Below are 15,888 nucleotides of genomic sequence, written 5' to 3'. Positions count from 1 at the left end.
ACAAAATTTTTTATTTTATCTACTATGCCTACTAAAACCTCGCAGACTATATAGTTTGCGAGGTTTTATTTTTAAATGAGACTATTCCACGCCAATCATTACTGAAGTTGCTTTAACGATTGCATACGCATCCTTGCCTACTTCTAAACCTAATTCTTTAACTGCTGAGATAGAAATGGTCGAAGTAATTACATTACCACCACCAATATCAATATGTACAATTGCGTTTACAGAACCAGTTTTGATTGAAACGATTTTACCTTTTAATTGATTTCTTGCACTAATTTTCATTAAATATCCTTATTTGAAAAAGATTAAAAGAATCTACTAACATGGTAGAATTTCATAATAGCAAAAAAAAACACCACTCATAATAATCTTTTAAGGTTATTTATTTTGGTACCCATTTATAAGAGCTTGCCAATTCTGCTCACTAAAATGAATATTTAGTCGATTTTGTTCTTTATGAAACGATCTTAACAATCGGTCTAAATTACCTTGTTTCCAGCTATTACCTGACTGAATATAGCACTTATCAAAATCAATAAGCCAAAATTGACCGCTTGTATCTTGCAAAATATTATGAATATTAAGATCAGTATGGTGCACTTGATGATTATGTAGCTGACGAATCAGTTTTCCTATTTGCTGATATTGTTCATCAGTCAGGATTCTACTTTGCAAGATCTGACTTAAATCTCGAGTGTTCTCCACTTTTTCAATTATAATATCAGCACGATAACAGCAAAATCGTTTCTCAATTTGAATGGCAATTGGACGAGGAACAGGCAAACACCAAGCACACATTTTTTCTAGCAAACTAAATTCTTGAAAAGCCCGAGTATGTTCAATACCACGAAAAAGATAGCTATCTTTGATAATCTTGCCAAATAAGCCCCCTCTTCGATAATGACGTAAAACACTGTTTACCCCTAATTCAGCTTGCGTATTTAAAAACCATGTAATGCCTCGCCCTTTTGCAAAACCAAGCAAGCGGTCTGATTTTTCAAAATTTTTGCAAGTGAAAAATTTTTCGAGCAGTATTTGTTGATTTTGAGGTACAAGATTTGCGTTAAAATGATAGTAAAACATACGAGAATAAAAACCCTAAAATTAATTCCTTAGATTTTAGATTTATTTTTTAATGTCAAAGAAAACTTCCTAAATATATCAGAAGTTGAAAATAAATAATAAACCTTAAAAACCTACTATATACATTTTTTGTTATCTTACTTTTCAAGTCCAATCTTCATTGCTAACCCAACAAAAATGGTGCCACAAATTTTATTTAACCAGCTACCAATTTTTTGATTATTTCTTAATAAACAACCTAATGGGGAGGCTGCTATCACTAATATGATGCACCAAACGGTACTTGTGCTGAGCAAAGTTAAGCCCAGTAATAAAAACGGTAAAAAGGTATTTTCTAAGTTTGAGGTAACAAATTGTGGCAATAATGCCAAGAAGAATAACACTACTTTAGGATTTAATACGTTAGTAATCACGCCTTGACGATAAATTTTATAGAGTGGTAATTTGTCTAAATTTGGATTATCAATGACCAAAGGTTCACGCCACATTTTGATGCCTAAATAAAGCAAATAAGCTGCACCTGCATATTTGAGAATAGCAAATAGCATTGTGGAGTGAGCAACAACACCCGCTAAACCTAAGGAAACCGCTAACACATGAAATAGCATTCCCGTTTGAATGCCGAGAGCGGAAACAATGCCCGATCTTTTGCCTTCCGCAATGGTACGGGTAATAATATAAATGGTATCTGAGCCAGGGGTAAGATTTAATAAAATACAAGCGGTTAAAAATCCCCAATAATTTACAATGTCATTCATCGTTTTAATCTTCCTTGTCTAAAATTATCAATAGTTAATAATGTAATCGCAAGAGATAAACATATCATCAATATATAAGATTTCGAATCTAAACTTTCGCCAATAATAAATGAGATAGCAAGCATTACTAAAGGTTCCATATAACCTAATAGCCCTAACACATTTACAGGTAATAAATTACTGGAAGCAATATAAGCAATAAATGCAACACCATTTACCAATCCAAACAGAGCAAGAATCGCATAAAGATAATGATTTTCTATTAAGATTGGCTGCATCTCTGTTTGAGAAATAAAATATAATGCAAAGGGAGTGACTAATAATAACTCAATAAAAAATGTAGCAAGATTATTAATATCAAAATAGCGACGTAATGTAATATAAAGTGGATAGCCAATGCCAGAGACCAGTGTTCCCCAAGAAAAATCCCCCGTTAAAATAATATTTATACCTACACCAATAATCGCAAAGATTAAAGAAAGCCATTTCAATAAGGTAAAATGTTCTTTAAATACGATTTTACCTAACGCAACAGCAACGATAGGTAACAATAAATAGCCAATAGAAACAGGAATTGCCTGACCATTATTGGGCGCCCACATAAAAAGCCAAAGTTGCACGCCTGTATTTAGTGCAAGCAATAATAAAATAAAGATAAGCGGTGGGTTTTTCTTTATTTTTTTCCAAAGTTGTGTAAATTTTGGTGTCTGTTTAAATAATAAAATCGCGAGTAAAATAAATGGAATCAATACAATAATTCGAAAACCAAACATACTTTCGCCACTTAATGGGCGCAATAAAATTGCGAAATAATAACCCAAGCCAAATAAAAAATTAGCTGTGATACAAAAAAAGACACCTTTTAACATTATTTCACCTTTATTTGTGCTTTATGTTTCCGATGACTACGGCGAACAGCCTGAATACCATCTAATATCAATAATAAAATCGCGATTAATAAGCAAGACATTAAAATATAAGCATCGGGATTTAATTTTTCACCAATTAAAAATGAGATGAGTAACATCACGCACGGTTCAACATAACCCAATAAGCCTAATAAATTAAAAGGTAAAATAGTGCTTGCCAACGTGTAAGAAATTAAAGCTGCCCCGCTAATAATGCCTAATAAAGCAATAAAAATATAAATATGCGGATTTACCTGTTGTACTGCTTGCATATCGGTTTTAGAAATAAAATAAATTGCCACAGGAACTAAAAATGCAATTTCAAATACAAAACTATGTAAATGACTTAAGCCAAATTTTCGGCGTAAATAAAAATAAATCGGATAACCCGTACAAACAAACACGCTTTCTAAAGAGAGTTTCCCTGCCAAAATAATGTTACTCACCACGCCAATAAAGGCAAAAATAATTGCCAGCCATTTATTTCTTGAAAGCAGTTCTTTATAAAAGATTTTGCCAAAAGCGACCATAACAATAGGCATTAATAAATAGCCCATGGAAACTTCAATCGCTTTCCCGCTATTCGGCGCCCATAAAAATAGCCACATTTGCCCGCCGACAATCGCCGAAGTGATGAAAATCACCAGAAATAATTTTGGCTCACGTTTTAATCGTTGTAGAAATAAGCTAAACTCGTTCCATTTCTTAAATAACAATAAAGCCAAAAATAAGCAAGGCAGCGTCAATACCATACGAATACCGAACACGCTTTCTCCTGCAAGAGGTCTTAAGTGAATGGCTAAATAATATAAACAGCCAAATAAAAAAGAGGCTGTTAAAGAAAAGAGTACGCCTTTTAACATAAAGAATTGAAAATGAAAAATAGAGAGGAGTTTATTAATTTAGAGCAAATTTGCTACATTTGTGTAGGGGCGAATTAAATTCGCCCCCTACATCAATCGCAACACCATTGTGTTACAAAATGTTAGTCTTGCTTATACGTTTTCAAAAACTTCGCCAATCTGCCAATCGCTTCTTCAAGCTGATGGACATAAGGCAATGTTACCACGCGGAAGTGGTCTGGTTTATGCCAGTTAAAGCCAGAACCTTGCACTAGCAACACTTTTTCTGCTTGAAGCAAATCGTAGATAAATTTAGCATCGTCTTTAATGCCATACATCTCGGTGTCGATTTTCGGGAACATATACATCGCACCTTTTGGCTTCACACAGGTAATGCCTGGAATTTGTATCAATAACTCCCACGCTTTGTTGCGTTGTTCGAGCAAACGTCCACCAGGGAGGATAAATTCATTTATGCTTTGGTAGCCGCCCAGTGCGGTTTGGATCGCATGTTGCATTGGAGTGTTGGCACACAAACGCATAGAAGCCAACATATCCAAGCCCTCAATAAAGCCTTTCGCTTGGTTTTTCGGTCCGTTCAATACCATCCACCCTTGGCGGAAACCTGCCACGCGGTAAGCTTTGGATAGACCATTGTAAGTGACTGTCAACACATCAGGTGCAAGAGCTGCGATATGGTGATGAACTGCACCATCGTATAAGATTTTTTCGTAGATTTCGTCAGCAAAAATAATCAACCCGTGTTGGCGAGCCAGTTCAGCAATTTCTAATAAAATTGCACGGCTATACACCGCACCAGTCGGGTTGTTTGGATTGATGATCAAAATCCCTTTGGTGTGTGGGCTGATTTTTGCTTTGATATCTTCAATATCAGGGAACCACTCATTCTCTTCATCGCAAAGGTAATGCACCGCTTTCCCTCCTGCTAGCGTTGCTGCCGCAGTCCAAAGTGGATAATCAGGCATTGGAATAAGGATCTCATCTCCTTCATTCAAGAGCGCTTGCATTGACATCGTAATCAGTTCTGATACGCCATTACCGATATATACATCATTCACGTCCATTCCACGCATACCTTTTGATTGGTAATACTGCACTATCGCTTTACGTGCAGAATACAAACCTTTAGAATCGCAATAACCTTGTGCTGTTGGCAGGTTACGAATAACGTCCACCAAAATCTCATCAGGGGCTTCAAACCCAAATGGGGCAGGATTGCCAATGTTGAGTTTGAGAATTTTATTGCCCTCTTCCTCTAAGCGAAGCGCCTCTTTGTGAATAGGACCGCGAATATCGTAGCGAACCTGTGCTAATTTATCTGATTTTGGAAAACGTTCCATAATGCTTCCTGTGTTGTGTTTAGATTTAAAACGGATTTTTGAACTTTACTCTGATTTTTAAGGAAAATAAAGAACAATTATATTGGCTCTGAATTTCCTTATAAAATCAAACACTTACACACCTCAAATTTATCTCATTTCCGAAACCCTCCCATTTTTTCCGAAACTTATTTTTTAACCACTTCATCTTTATTCACTTTAACCAGTGTGCTTTTGTGCTGGTTGCCCTAAAATAACCACTCAGAATGCGAGCGGTTGGCGTTTAAATTTAGAGATATTAAATTATTTTAAACCTTATCGGGCCAAGGGTCGGATGTTGTCCACATCATAGCGGGCGGTCTTAGATTTTTGGGGCCAATATCAGGAATTGCCTCATTGCCTTTTATTTTAGGGTCGGCGTGGTATGGGGTAAATCGCATAAAATTAGAATCGCCTACACCTCCCACATAAATACCTGCAACTGCTCGATTGGTGTCATCATCAAACAAGCTAAATCCACAAGAGTCATCGGATCTAAAGCCAAGAGGGATTCCTCCTTGACTAATAACCTCAACTCGACCTGCTTGTCGTGGGGTATAGCCTTTTTCGGTTTTGCCTAGATAACCAAACAATCCCCAAGATAACCCGCCCATATGGCATGATACAAGGTTACCTTGTCTGCGGAGTTTAATGTAAGCACCAGGCTTTAGATTTTTAGTTACAGCATTAACCAAACCTGTATCACCATCTGTAACCATCCATTTTCCGTTGCGTTTTTGCCATTTCCAGGCTCCGACTCTACCGCCATCTGATGATTCATAAATCGTGCCGTTAGGCTCATTTCCTGTTATTTTTCCGCCTGTTGTATCGGGCTTATCAGGGCGACCGCTACCAAGCACAACGGTTATGGCTTTAATATCTCGCCCGATTTGTTCGATGACCTCGGGCAATTGTTCTAAAAGGCTCATTAGCTATTTTTCCCGCGTTGATAAGCTGCCTTTAAGTCCATTGCTTTTAATGTGTTAATTTGCTCAATCACGCCATCTAAACTCTGTTTAAATTCCGTCAGTTTGCTGGTTAGTGCCTCAGGTGCACTGCTTCCGCTTGCTTTGAGTTTGCGTAACTCTTCTGCTAGCTCTCTAAATGTGTCTAAATCGGTTGATACTTCACCGCCTAACAGGTCATTTTTAAGCTGGGTGACCTTAGTATCAATTTGAGCCAAAATTGCTTTATCTTGCTCACCTAAATACGTTGCAAATTCGGTGAGTAATTGTTGGATTGTTTGTGTTGTCATAGTCGTCCTATTTTGTAGTTGAGAATTAAATCGGATAAAGGAGGGATAGCTGGCTGTGCAATTGCCAATTTTGCTACTTTGATTTTAATTGGCTTTTTAGTCCAAAGCCGTACGTGAATTGGGGGTTTATCACGAATGCGGATAGCGATTTTTTGCATTATTCGTTCCTCGTAATATCGGGAATTAACGTGAAATCACCACCCACGAGGGTTGTGACTTTTTGGTTTGGGTCGATACATTGCAAATCCCATTGTGCTTGTTCCCAAGTCTCGTTTTCGGTTTTGCTGTGTGCGATGACTACGTGAATCAAGTTGCCTTCGGTCGTAATTTCGCCTGTTTTGCTTGAGAGTTTGATAATGCCACCTTTGCCGGGTTTGATATGTAAGTCAAAGCGACATTGTGTTAGCTCAAGCGTTGGTGATTCTTCGAGGACTTCAAACGTCCAGCCATCATCATCGCCGCGTATCATTTCTAAATTAACGTTTTCCATTTTTTCTCCAAAAGAAAACCGCTTGCATTGCTACAAGCGGTTAGTTTTAAGAAAAGCCTTACACCTCAATCATTCCCTGCTCTTTCATATAGCTGTAAATACGGTTGAGCATTAAATCTTGGAACGATTTGCCAATATCACCCTGTGTGAGCGGGGCGAACATAATGGCGTGTGATTGGCTGGCATCGAGGTATTTGTACTCAGTCACAAGCGGTCGAAATTCGGTGATTTGTTCCGCCTCTTCCGTGCCTGTGCCGATGGCGTAAGTCACGTTCATTGAACCGTCTGAATTCATGGTGAAACCAGAGATGGTTGAATAGACTGGGTTTAAGATTTTGTTAAATGTCGTCATAAAAGACTCCTTGTTGTTGATGAAATATTACCTTTAATTTATATTTCAAAAGTGATATGATAAACATGATTTATTAGTTATGAACTTGATGATGTTTGAATTACTTTTCCACCCTGACGCCTTTTCAGAAATCGAAGCACTCTCTCCATCAATGAGATCGAAAGCCTTAAATGCACTGGATAAGCTAGAAATGCTAGGTAATGCGCTGCGCTTTCCCCATACCCGAGCGATGGGAGAGGGATTATTTGAGTTAAGAGCAGGGAATAAAGATATTTCTCGCACCTTTTTTGCATTTGCCATTGGGCAGAAAATTTATATTTTGCGAACTTTTGTAAAGAAAACACAAAAAACGCCCGCTTCTGAAATTGAACTTGCGTTAAAACGTTTAGGAGAAATGACCGATGAAAGTACAACCCATTAGTTATAAACAAGTCAAAGAGACACTTTTGCAAGATGAAGAGACTAAGCAACTTTATTTAACCGAGAAACGTGTCGATGAGTTGCAATCTCTACTTAAAGAAATGCGGACTCGTGCGGGATTGACGGTTTCTCAAGTGGCTGAAAAAATGGGCGTTACTCAACCTGCTGTCAGTAAATTAGAAAAAAATGCTAGCCGCGCTTCTTTTCTCACATTGCAACGCTATGCTCAGGCTTGCGGTTCTGAATTAAAAGTGGCAATGTTGTAAAACAGGGTCATTTCAATCTACACTCTTAGAACAATAACGGGGAAAACATATGAAAAAACTCGCTTTAACCCTCCTTTCTAGTTTAGTTTTAGCTGCTTGCGGAAGTGGTGGTGGCGGTAGCAATACAGATACCACTACTTCACACCCTGCTGTTAATCAGCCTGCTCCCCCCTTGTCAAAACCAACTGTGTCTCAGCCAACAACACCAAAAACTGCGTTAGATTCGGTTGATAGTGCTTTCCGTTCACAAGTCATTCAAGAAAAACTAATTGAGTTACCAAACCAGCAAGCCAACTTTGCTTTTGAACCTGAGGGCTGGATTTCTGTTGAAAATGTAGGGAATGAATTAAAACTTCGTGCCTATAATCTGCCATATTCTGCCATTGGTTATGTGCTGCCAAGAAATGTAAGTATTGATGAATACGGACGTGTTATTGACAACCGCGTAACGACCAAAGATAACTTTGACATAGTAGGGTTAACAACCAAATTTGATGATATCGCTAACCTAGGTGCAGCAACTTATAACGGTGTCTCATTTGGCGCAAACAGCGAAGGTAAAATGCGTTTCACTGCTAACTTTGCCAATAAAAACGTAGAAGGTCGTTTATATAACCGTACGACATTAAAAGATAAAAAAGCCCTTCCTGAAATTACACTTGAAAAAGGAACGATAATGTCTGCAGATAGCATTGCAAGTTTTGGCGGTATGGCTCATGCAACCATTGATGGAATGCAAGTGCACACACCTTATGCGGGTACGTTTATGGGACCAAAAGCCGAAGAGGTAAACGGTGTAGTCCTTGATGATCGCGGTAATCCTTACGAAGCTTTTGCAGGTAAGAAATAGTAAAAAGCCCACGGTTGTGGGCTTATCTGACTTCAATATATTTTTTCCCAGAAAATACAATCGTTTCTATATCAATCGGATTTATAATGTTCTTTGCGAAATAATTTAATGTAATACGAACCTCGGTATTGGCTGGAATAGTTTGAGTATAAAGCCCTTTTCTATAAAAGCTTGATTTTTTATGTGTTGATTCTATTTTAGTCACCCACTCATCATTTGACATTATAGATACACTATTATTGCTATATCTGACTTCACCTGTTTCCCATTTTATAATTAGCAATCGCTCTGCAATAGAGGGCTTAATAACAACGGTACTTGCAGTACGACCATTTGGACTAATTGATAAAAATTCATATAAATTTCCTCCAATCAAGCTACCAACTTCAAGAACTCCTCCTCGAATAATCGGAGATTGTAGCGTTTGAGACGCTGCAATGTGTTTCCCTGTAATCGTTCCTGATGCAATTTCTTTTGCCGTAATTGTCCCAGATTTAATCTCATTACCTGTAATCGTATTCGCTGCAATCTGCTGAGCAGTAATCGAATTGGTGACAATCGATCCACCATGAATTGCTGTGACACCTGCATTTTGCCAAGGGCTAGGTACTTTGGTGTGTTCGGTACATTCTTCGAGCATGGGGCGTTGAGCAAACCAAGCAAGATTACTTGTATTTTCTGTTTTATAAACAGAAATAAAGAAATCAACGCTTATTGCATTATCAGGAGCTTGTGCTAGAACATATATTCTTTCTGCTCCTTTTAGTCCTCCGGCAAAATTTGCGTTAGAAGTTTTGCTATATTTAATGCCAACCCGACCACCGTTAGCTGTTCTAAACTCAGGCGAGATCTGAATAACACCACGATGGCAACCAACATAACAAGACAACATATACCATTTCCCTGCAACAACAGGTACATTGATATAAACACCACCAACTCTAGCACCGTTAGCAATACTAGCATTAGAAACGTTAAAACTACCTGTAAATATATTCTCATTTGGTAAATAACTTAAATTTCCCCAAGTATCAGAACGTTGATGAGCGGTATGAATTCCTGTTGCATTATTATTAAAAAATGTATTCCAACCATAACCATTATTAGCAAAAATCGGATTAGTGAGTAAATTCCCACCCAACCCAATCGCCAGTTTATCGGCTGAAATCTCCCCTGCAGCAAGATGATCTGCTCGCACCGCTCCAGCTTGTAATGCACCTGCTCCGATTGTGTCCGCACCAATTTGATTAGCTTGCAAAGTGCCGACTAATTGCGTTGTCCTAATTTTTACACCATTTATATCAATTCCGTTTTCAAGGTATTTGCTACCGTTCCAGGTGTAAAGTTTACCGTCTGCGGTGTTATATACCTGTTTGTGTCCTTGATATTCACCAGTATTTAAACCATTGACCGTTTTAATTAAATCAAGGTTTCGAGCCGGTAAGGCTGTATCAATTACTTCATTCACGATATTTTTTGAGAGCTTTTCATTCAGCAGTTTCAGCTCTTTATCAATATCTACCGAACTTTCTCCTCGCAAGCCCGTTTGTTGATAAAACGACCCGACATTTTGCCCACGCACGTGTCTAAGCCAGTAATAACGCACCTGCTTTGCACCGACTTCATGGCTGTACATTTTTGCAGTGAGCTTGGTTAAACGTTGTGCGGTAGTAAGGTTATCCTGCTCGCTGACCCAGATTTCAGTTTGGGTGAAATCATCTACCCACGCCCACGAGATCGTGATATTACCTAGCCCGCCGAGCACCGCCACATCACGCGGTACAGGCGGTCGATTTATGGTGAAACTTTGCGATTTTTCACTCACCATTTGACCGCTTGCATTTTTAGCGATCACAATCGCAGTGTAATCTCCATCGGGCAAATCATCTGTAGAAAATTCGGTGCTGCTGATACCTTTATGGTAGGCATACAAATTGCCCGCTTTCAGGATCTTAATATCATAAGTGAGCGTACCCACCCCAGCCGTAGACGACCAGTTAAGCTTTAAGCCGTTTGGAGTCGCCTCCGCATTGAGGCTTTCCAAAGTTGGCGTTTTTATCACACTGGTGTTGCGAGGCTCAAAACTCGCTCCGTTATCGACAATCGCCTCTTTTTGCGGTTCGTGTTGCAAGGCAAAAATGGTGTAAGTGCCCTCTTCGTTTTCCGTTACCGTCATGCAACGATAAAGTTGAGAGGCAACTGTCTGCGTTAAAAGCGACCACACCCCTTGTAAGCTCAATCCAACAGGCTCGGACTCTAATGTCACCTGCTTGCCAGAAACGGCGGTAATGCGTATTTTTTGATGTTTCGCCTGAGCGTTGATATAACTTAAAAAATGATTCGCACTGAATTGAATTTCACGGTCAAGCGTAAGGATTCGACCGTGAATTGCTTGTACTCGCCCGCCAATATTCGTGCCCGCAAAGTGGTTATCGCTCACGCGGATAATATCGCCAGGGATATTCATTAAGCCTTCACTGCCCACCGTGAAAGTAATCGTTTCGGTTTCAAGGCGTTCAGTTTCTAAAATCCATTTACCTGTGCGGAATGCTTGTCCACGTGAAGTACAGCCAAAAGCGGTCACTTTTTTGAGGTTTAAACCGAATTTACGAATCTGCTCATCATCAGAAATATACTCAATCGTGCTCTCGTAGTTGTTCTCGGCATCTTTGTATTCCACTTGAATCGCATTATGGCGTGCTTTCATTGCCGAATACTGGCGTGAAAATTGCCCCCCTATCACATTAGCATTGGTGTAAGCCCAAACAGGATCGGATGGTCTATCCATAATAAAAGTGAGCTCTGTGCCATTCCATACTGGTATCGCACGGAAAATCGAGCATAAATCAGAGAGCACATCATAAGCACTGCGTTGTTCAGTCAGCCATAAATTACACGTAAAGCGAGGCTCTTGCCCTCCAAAACCATCAGGAATCATCTGGTCGCAATACTGGGCGATTTGATAAAGTGCCCATTTATCCACGCTAAACTCACCCAAGCGGTCGCCTAAGCCGTAACGTTTGTGGGTAACAATATCCATCAAAATCCACGCAGGATTATTGGTGTAAGCGACTTTAAATGTGCCATCCCATAACCCCGTATAAGTGCGTGTTTCAGGGTTGTAATTGCTCGGCACACGCACTTTGATGCCATAGATTTCATAGGTGCGAGTGGGAATATTGTTGAAATACTCCGAGTCGAATTTCACGCCTATATAGGCAGTATTCGGGTAGCGGAATTGGGCATCAATGATTTCGGTATAGCTCGCCCACATCGTTTTGTTCGCTAAGCGGTTTGAGGTGGAATCGGCAGTGATACGTTCCACTTTGATGGTAAAGGGCACTGCTGGCAAATTTGTCACCTCAATTGAGCGGGAATAAGGTGAGTTGTATTTACCATGAATGGTAAATGGAATCTGTTGTGTGCCGACGGTAATGTTTAACTCAATGGTAACTGGATTGGTGTCGCCTTGGTCGTTCTGCTCAAATAAAGCTTGTACGCCCAAGGTTAAGCGAAGGCGATTCACATTAGCATCGGTGACCGTACGGGTTAAAGCGGTGCGTTGGGTGATTTCAGTTGAAACGGAAACTTCTTTTTCGACCGCTTGAAAGCCTTGCATGACCTCTTGGGTTTGCGTCCCTTCACGCCCTTCAATTTCCATGTTTTTGAAATAGTGCGAACCGTCTTGAGCTTCAATCGGGGTTTTGTCTAAATAGACTGATTTTAACCCGTCTACTAAACCTTCAATTTCCCCTTCTGAAAGCACTTCCACAATTTTAATACGTTGTTTACTGCGTCCACTCTCTTTGGCTTCTATTGGTGTATGTGCTTTTTTCTTTTTGCGGAATAATCCCATAATAGCCCCTTATTTTTTCTCTTCCACCACATCAAAGGTCTCAATCCCTTGCGAGATAATCAACGAGCCCACCAACATTCGCCCATAAGCCAGTGGCATGGCTTGTCCTTGTGCGGCCCGATTTTGTAGCCCGCTGAATGCCGTCGAAGATTTTTTCTCTTGCTCGTTGAAGTTACCCATACTCGGCGTTTTGGTCAGCATTTGTGCCACGCCACCTAGCAACATAGACGCTCCCATTCCACCCAACATCATTGCCGCTTGAGAACTGATAATGCCACCGACAGGGCCAAGTAACACAGCTGCACCAATCAAAGCAATACCCGCAATCACGCCAAATACGCCACCACGCTTCGCCCCTTTTAACACTGGGGTAAAATGCACCGTCATTCCTGCTCTCAAGCGGTAATGCAAGCCTTTTTCTAGATATCGATTATCTAAATATTGCGAACCAATACGGACTTTATACATCCCTTGTTGCATCATGTGACGCAGTCCTTTTAGTTGGCTCATCAAGGCTTTTAACGCCTCTGCCACCGTTTGGCAATCCAGCTGAAAATCCGTGCCAAAACGCTTGAGTGAGCCGTAGAATTTAATCTTGATCATAGAGGTGCCCTATAAAGTAGAAATCGGAATGGAAAAACCCAACTGCTCGGCATTGGTATGTCGCCAAATCGAGTGTGTATGTTTGAGCCAGTAGCCATCGTATAAATCTCGCTTGCTAAGTCGTTTGGGACTATGGTGCAACACCATCTGACTGCCTAAGTAAATGCCCGCGTGATTCGGCACGTTCGCCCCTACTTGCATTAAGATTACATCGCCAATTTGCAAAGTTTCCTGAGAATCTAACCGCTTGAAGCCTTGCCCTTCGAGATTATCTAAGTAAAGATTTTGCCCGTTGTGCCACCATTCATTGGGGCGATTGAACTCATCCATATCCAAACCTGCTAAAAAGTAGAAATCTTTAAACAACGTGTAGCAATCAGTTTTGCCGTGCTCAAAGGTTCTGCCAACAAGCGGGGCAATTTTCGGGAAACGTTGCAATTTACCCTCACAGACTAAAAGCCAATCGCAATCGGTGTGGGCGAACATCTGACGGTCGGCAAGCGATAACACAAGTTCGCCATTCGGGTGTGAATGGACAATCGCCTCAATCCACCCCAATTTTTCCGCCTCGATTTGCTCCTCAGGCGAAATCTCAAAGAAATTGAGTGGATCGGTTGCCACGTTTTGGCAAGGGTAATAAAACCGCTCGCCCATCATATGGTCGCTGAGAATCAACCCGCACGCTTCTTGCGGTTCGCATTGTTTGGCGTGGTCTAAAATGGTTTGTTCAATCATTTTCTATCCCAATTTATTGACTCCAATAAACCCACCATAGTTGAGGGTGTTATTACGTAGTTGGCAACCCCGCAAGCACCCCGAACATTTGTCTTTTTTGGGGTCGGTGGTCGGTTGGTCTTTTTCATCTGCAACAGGTCTGCCCGTATAACCGCATTCGGTTGAGCGATACACCCACGGGCACGTGACTAAAATCGTTCGCTTGTTAATCAAGGCATTATCGGTTTCGGTTGGCAACGCCAGCGTAAAGGTCGCAATATCTTGCGTGAGCGTGGTTAATTGCTCAATCAGGTAATAACTCACTCGCTCTTGCTGTGGATCGGCATTGCGGTTGCCCTCTTTAAAGTTCGCTGCATCTAAAAACTGGGCATACACTTGCCGTCTGCGTACAATCGCACCTAAGCATTGCTCGAAGTTATTCGAGAGTGCGGTCACAAAGCCATCAAAATTGACTACTGTGAGCGTTGGTCGATTGCTCGCCCCCTGCCCTGACATTTCAAAGCCTTCTGCCTTTACCCCAAAGGGTGTGTAGCGGTTGCCTTGCCAAATAATCGGCTGGGTAAGTTCATTCGTGCCTGCATAAAAACGGAACAGCTCGCCACGATTACCGTCTTTGCCCGTAAGCTGTCGCATATCGACCTCAAATAAGTCAAGCAACGCCGTTTGTTCGAGCTTTGCCAGTTCAAGCTGGAATTTTGGGGTGATGTTGGTTGTCATAAATTACTCCACCACTTCTTCAAACTCGCATTGAATTTCGGTGTGGGTTTTGCCACGGTTTTCTGTCCATTTTGGGCAGGTCACTTTGGCATTTTCGGCTTTAAACAGAAAAGCCGTTACACCTTTATGCTTCGCAAGAAATTGGGCTAATTTGACCGCTTGCGGATTTCGTAGATTAAAGGTTACGCTGAATTTACGTAGCTGTGGGTTTAATCCGTCCGCACGGCGCTGTTGATAGCCGTCGCCAAAGTCCATTTTTTTGATCTTCGGCTCATTGCTTACCGTGTAATTGGGTTTTGGGCAGTAAGGTAAGGTTTCCATATCTGCATTCCTTTTTTAAAAAAATAGTAAATAAAAAGCACGCCAAAAGCCGCTTACGATGGTTCACAAGCGGTCTTTTTTTAGCTGTGGTTTACGAATTATAAGCCGAGCAGTTTTGCAAGTTGGTTAAAGGCGTTGTAGCCTTTGTACCAGTATTCGATGTTGCCTGTTTGGGCGAAGTTGTGCCAGTACCATTTGATTTGTAGGCGCAGTTGTTTTTCAGTCATGGTGCATTCCTTAAATTTAAGGAGTGGGAAACCGCCTCACGTTATTTCAGGTGAGGTCGGTTGAGTATTTAAGGATTATTTAAATACTGCTTTTTTAGCAGTTGGTGTTTCAAGCAGGCTTGCCATACCTTGTACGAACATAAGGCGTTCGGCACTTGCGTGAATGTAGGCTTGGATGTTTTCCATACATTGGCTGAGCGGTTTACCTAAGTTGTGGAGGTAATGGCTACCAAAGTGGCGGTCGATATCTATACCGATAAAGGTTGGTTGCACTTTGGTGCGTAAGTCGCTTGCCTGGTAAAGAAAATGATAGGCTTGCACCAGTAGTTTTAGGGGTTCGTCTGCAAGCGGTTGGATTTGGCTTGCGTTTTGCGAATAGCTGCCTGTTTTGCGAATGGCAGGTAATACTTCGGCGGTTACCCATTTTCTGAATCGGTGTGGTACAGAGCCTTTTTTCACTGCATCACGGCAACGAAGAATTAGAGTGTACATTCCGCTTTCGGAAACTAAATTCAATTCTTGAACTTGTTTACCGACTCCTTCGATACCCTCAGTTAAACTTAGGGTATATTTTTCATCATCATCTAAATTGGCAATAGCCATTGATGGACTGCTTAAATTAAGCGCCCTACAAATATCAACAGCAACGAACCAAGGCTCATTGTTGATAGCTAAAGTGCGGATAGAATTTGATTCAAAGTTGAATGTAGAGAGTTGGGATTGAGTTTTCATTGAACATTTCCTTTTGATGGATTGATAATTTACCCATAATTGGGCGACCAACGGCTCAAAACCTGTGTTCAATCAGGCGGAGTTA

21 protein-coding genes are annotated in these 15,888 nt (G+C 40.7%); 3 read left to right on the top strand and 18 right to left on the bottom strand.

What is annotated here, in order from left to right:
• Positions 1-81 precede the first annotated feature (81 nt).
• From DPV92_RS03320 to DPV92_RS03275, 11 genes are all read right to left on the bottom strand, one after another.
• Positions 82-291, bottom strand: coding sequence for a TOBE domain-containing protein (locus DPV92_RS03320; RefSeq protein WP_111353675.1), 210 nt, complete (start codon positions 289-291; stop codon positions 82-84).
• A gap of 96 nt (positions 292-387) precedes the next feature.
• Positions 388-1,092, bottom strand: a complete 705-nt coding sequence (locus DPV92_RS03315) for a 3-deoxy-D-manno-octulosonic acid kinase (RefSeq protein ID WP_111353674.1) — start codon at positions 1,090-1,092, stop codon at positions 388-390.
• 137 nt (positions 1,093-1,229) lie between these two features.
• Positions 1,230-1,850, bottom strand: a complete 621-nt coding sequence (locus DPV92_RS03310) for a LysE family translocator (protein ID WP_111353673.1) — start codon at positions 1,848-1,850, stop codon at positions 1,230-1,232.
• Positions 1,847-2,719, bottom strand: a complete 873-nt coding sequence (rarD, locus tag DPV92_RS03305; RefSeq protein WP_111353672.1) for an EamA family transporter RarD — start codon at positions 2,717-2,719, stop codon at positions 1,847-1,849. The genes DPV92_RS03310 and rarD (DPV92_RS03305) overlap by 4 nt, the downstream gene beginning before the upstream one ends.
• Positions 2,719-3,621, bottom strand: coding sequence for an EamA family transporter RarD (rarD, locus tag DPV92_RS03300; RefSeq protein ID WP_111353671.1), 903 nt, complete (start codon positions 3,619-3,621; stop codon positions 2,719-2,721). The genes rarD (DPV92_RS03305) and rarD (DPV92_RS03300) overlap by 1 nt, the downstream gene beginning before the upstream one ends.
• 122 nt (positions 3,622-3,743) lie before the next feature.
• Positions 3,744-4,961 (bottom strand): pyridoxal phosphate-dependent aminotransferase, encoded by a 1,218-nt coding sequence (locus tag DPV92_RS03295; protein ID WP_111353670.1) that lies wholly within the window; start codon positions 4,959-4,961, stop codon positions 3,744-3,746.
• Between the two features lie 287 nt (positions 4,962-5,248).
• The gene (locus DPV92_RS03290) at positions 5,249-5,908 is read right to left on the bottom strand and encodes a hypothetical protein (RefSeq protein WP_111353669.1); all 660 of its coding nucleotides are present in this window, start codon (positions 5,906-5,908) and stop codon (positions 5,249-5,251) included.
• Positions 5,908-6,234, bottom strand: coding sequence for a hypothetical protein (locus DPV92_RS03285; RefSeq protein ID WP_111353668.1), 327 nt, complete (start codon positions 6,232-6,234; stop codon positions 5,908-5,910). The genes DPV92_RS03290 and DPV92_RS03285 overlap by 1 nt, the downstream gene beginning before the upstream one ends.
• Entirely contained in the window at positions 6,231-6,392 is a 162-nt protein-coding gene (locus DPV92_RS09830) for a hypothetical protein (protein WP_192574170.1), read from the bottom strand. Before DPV92_RS09830 ends, DPV92_RS03285 begins: the two co-directional genes overlap by 4 nt.
• Positions 6,392-6,724, bottom strand: a complete 333-nt coding sequence (locus DPV92_RS03280; protein WP_111353667.1) for a hypothetical protein — start codon at positions 6,722-6,724, stop codon at positions 6,392-6,394. The genes DPV92_RS09830 and DPV92_RS03280 overlap by 1 nt, the downstream gene beginning before the upstream one ends.
• A gap of 58 nt (positions 6,725-6,782) precedes the next feature.
• Positions 6,783-7,076, bottom strand: coding sequence for a hypothetical protein (locus DPV92_RS03275; RefSeq protein WP_111353666.1), 294 nt, complete (start codon positions 7,074-7,076; stop codon positions 6,783-6,785).
• 79 nt (positions 7,077-7,155) lie between these two features.
• Here DPV92_RS03275 and DPV92_RS03270 point away from each other — a divergent pair, with 79 nt between their 5' ends.
• The 3 genes from DPV92_RS03270 to DPV92_RS03260 are packed head-to-tail and all read left to right on the top strand — an operon-like array spanning position 7,156 to position 8,612.
• Positions 7,156-7,497 (top strand): type II toxin-antitoxin system RelE/ParE family toxin, encoded by a 342-nt coding sequence (locus DPV92_RS03270; protein ID WP_225791954.1) that lies wholly within the window; start codon positions 7,156-7,158, stop codon positions 7,495-7,497.
• On the top strand, positions 7,478-7,762 hold the full coding sequence (locus DPV92_RS03265) for a helix-turn-helix domain-containing protein (RefSeq protein WP_111313760.1): 285 nt from the start codon (positions 7,478-7,480) through the stop codon (positions 7,760-7,762). The genes DPV92_RS03270 and DPV92_RS03265 overlap by 20 nt, the downstream gene beginning before the upstream one ends.
• 49 nt (positions 7,763-7,811) lie before the next feature.
• Positions 7,812-8,612: a factor H binding protein domain-containing protein gene (locus DPV92_RS03260; protein ID WP_111353664.1), complete on the top strand. Its 801-nt coding sequence runs from the start codon at positions 7,812-7,814 to the stop codon at positions 8,610-8,612.
• Between the two features lie 22 nt (positions 8,613-8,634).
• On the opposite strand, the gene DPV92_RS03255 is transcribed toward DPV92_RS03260, so the two are convergent.
• From DPV92_RS03255 to DPV92_RS03230, 7 genes are all read right to left on the bottom strand, one after another.
• Positions 8,635-12,468 (bottom strand): host specificity protein J, encoded by a 3,834-nt coding sequence (locus DPV92_RS03255; RefSeq protein ID WP_111353663.1) that lies wholly within the window; start codon positions 12,466-12,468, stop codon positions 8,635-8,637.
• Positions 12,469-12,477: 9 nt separating this feature from the next.
• Positions 12,478-13,071, bottom strand: a complete 594-nt coding sequence (locus DPV92_RS03250; RefSeq protein WP_111353662.1) for a tail assembly protein — start codon at positions 13,069-13,071, stop codon at positions 12,478-12,480.
• Between the two features lie 9 nt (positions 13,072-13,080).
• Complete coding sequence (locus DPV92_RS03245) at positions 13,081-13,806, bottom strand: C40 family peptidase (RefSeq protein ID WP_111353661.1); 726 nt, start codon at positions 13,804-13,806, stop codon at positions 13,081-13,083.
• A gap of 3 nt (positions 13,807-13,809) precedes the next feature.
• Positions 13,810-14,523, bottom strand: coding sequence for a phage minor tail protein L (locus DPV92_RS03240; RefSeq protein WP_111353660.1), 714 nt, complete (start codon positions 14,521-14,523; stop codon positions 13,810-13,812).
• Between the two features lie 3 nt (positions 14,524-14,526).
• Positions 14,527-14,844, bottom strand: a complete 318-nt coding sequence (locus DPV92_RS03235; protein ID WP_111353659.1) for a phage tail protein — start codon at positions 14,842-14,844, stop codon at positions 14,527-14,529.
• Positions 14,845-14,942: 98 nt separating this feature from the next.
• On the bottom strand, positions 14,943-15,071 hold the full coding sequence (locus DPV92_RS09960) for a hypothetical protein (protein WP_263969919.1): 129 nt from the start codon (positions 15,069-15,071) through the stop codon (positions 14,943-14,945).
• A gap of 75 nt (positions 15,072-15,146) precedes the next feature.
• The gene (locus tag DPV92_RS03230; protein WP_111353658.1) at positions 15,147-15,803 is read right to left on the bottom strand and encodes a BRO-N domain-containing protein; all 657 of its coding nucleotides are present in this window, start codon (positions 15,801-15,803) and stop codon (positions 15,147-15,149) included.
• Between the last annotated feature and the right edge of the window lie 85 nt (positions 15,804-15,888).

The sequence above is a fragment of the Pseudohaemophilus paraphrohaemolyticus genome, assembly GCF_003253115.1.
GTDB classification, from domain to species: domain Bacteria; phylum Pseudomonadota; class Gammaproteobacteria; order Enterobacterales; family Pasteurellaceae; genus Haemophilus_A; species Haemophilus_A paraphrohaemolyticus_A.
The sequence above is the reverse complement of the archived record's forward strand: the minus strand, read 5'-3'. Positions and strand labels throughout refer to the sequence as shown.

Excerpts from the sequence above, each read along its gene's own strand:
- DPV92_RS03320 (WP_111353675.1), bottom strand. The coding sequence starts at position 291 with ATGAAAATTAGTGCAAGAAATCAATTAAAAGGTAAAATCGTTTCAATC.
- DPV92_RS03315 (WP_111353674.1), bottom strand. The coding sequence starts at position 1,092 with ATGTTTTACTATCATTTTAACGCAAATCTTGTACCTCAAAATCAACAA.
- DPV92_RS03310 (WP_111353673.1), bottom strand. The coding sequence starts at position 1,850 with ATGAATGACATTGTAAATTATTGGGGATTTTTAACCGCTTGTATTTTA.
- rarD (WP_111353672.1), bottom strand. The coding sequence starts at position 2,719 with ATGTTAAAAGGTGTCTTTTTTTGTATCACAGCTAATTTTTTATTTGGC.
- rarD (WP_111353671.1), bottom strand. The coding sequence starts at position 3,621 with ATGTTAAAAGGCGTACTCTTTTCTTTAACAGCCTCTTTTTTATTTGGC.
- DPV92_RS03295 (WP_111353670.1), bottom strand. The coding sequence starts at position 4,961 with ATGGAACGTTTTCCAAAATCAGATAAATTAGCACAGGTTCGCTACGAT.
- DPV92_RS03290 (WP_111353669.1), bottom strand. The coding sequence starts at position 5,908 with ATGAGCCTTTTAGAACAATTGCCCGAGGTCATCGAACAAATCGGGCGA.
- DPV92_RS03285 (WP_111353668.1), bottom strand. The coding sequence starts at position 6,234 with ATGACAACACAAACAATCCAACAATTACTCACCGAATTTGCAACGTAT.
- DPV92_RS09830 (WP_192574170.1), bottom strand. The coding sequence starts at position 6,392 with ATGCAAAAAATCGCTATCCGCATTCGTGATAAACCCCCAATTCACGTA.
- DPV92_RS03280 (WP_111353667.1), bottom strand. The coding sequence starts at position 6,724 with ATGGAAAACGTTAATTTAGAAATGATACGCGGCGATGATGATGGCTGG.
- DPV92_RS03275 (WP_111353666.1), bottom strand. The coding sequence starts at position 7,076 with ATGACGACATTTAACAAAATCTTAAACCCAGTCTATTCAACCATCTCT.
- DPV92_RS03270 (WP_225791954.1), top strand. The coding sequence starts at position 7,156 with ATGAACTTGATGATGTTTGAATTACTTTTCCACCCTGACGCCTTTTCA.
- DPV92_RS03265 (WP_111313760.1), top strand. The coding sequence starts at position 7,478 with ATGAAAGTACAACCCATTAGTTATAAACAAGTCAAAGAGACACTTTTG.
- DPV92_RS03260 (WP_111353664.1), top strand. The coding sequence starts at position 7,812 with ATGAAAAAACTCGCTTTAACCCTCCTTTCTAGTTTAGTTTTAGCTGCT.
- DPV92_RS03255 (WP_111353663.1), bottom strand. The coding sequence starts at position 12,468 with ATGGGATTATTCCGCAAAAAGAAAAAAGCACATACACCAATAGAAGCC.
- DPV92_RS03250 (WP_111353662.1), bottom strand. The coding sequence starts at position 13,071 with ATGATCAAGATTAAATTCTACGGCTCACTCAAGCGTTTTGGCACGGAT.
- DPV92_RS03245 (WP_111353661.1), bottom strand. The coding sequence starts at position 13,806 with ATGATTGAACAAACCATTTTAGACCACGCCAAACAATGCGAACCGCAA.
- DPV92_RS03240 (WP_111353660.1), bottom strand. The coding sequence starts at position 14,523 with ATGACAACCAACATCACCCCAAAATTCCAGCTTGAACTGGCAAAGCTC.
- DPV92_RS03235 (WP_111353659.1), bottom strand. The coding sequence starts at position 14,844 with ATGGAAACCTTACCTTACTGCCCAAAACCCAATTACACGGTAAGCAAT.
- DPV92_RS09960 (WP_263969919.1), bottom strand. The coding sequence starts at position 15,071 with ATGACTGAAAAACAACTGCGCCTACAAATCAAATGGTACTGGCACAAC.
- DPV92_RS03230 (WP_111353658.1), bottom strand. The coding sequence starts at position 15,803 with ATGAAAACTCAATCCCAACTCTCTACATTCAACTTTGAATCAAATTCT.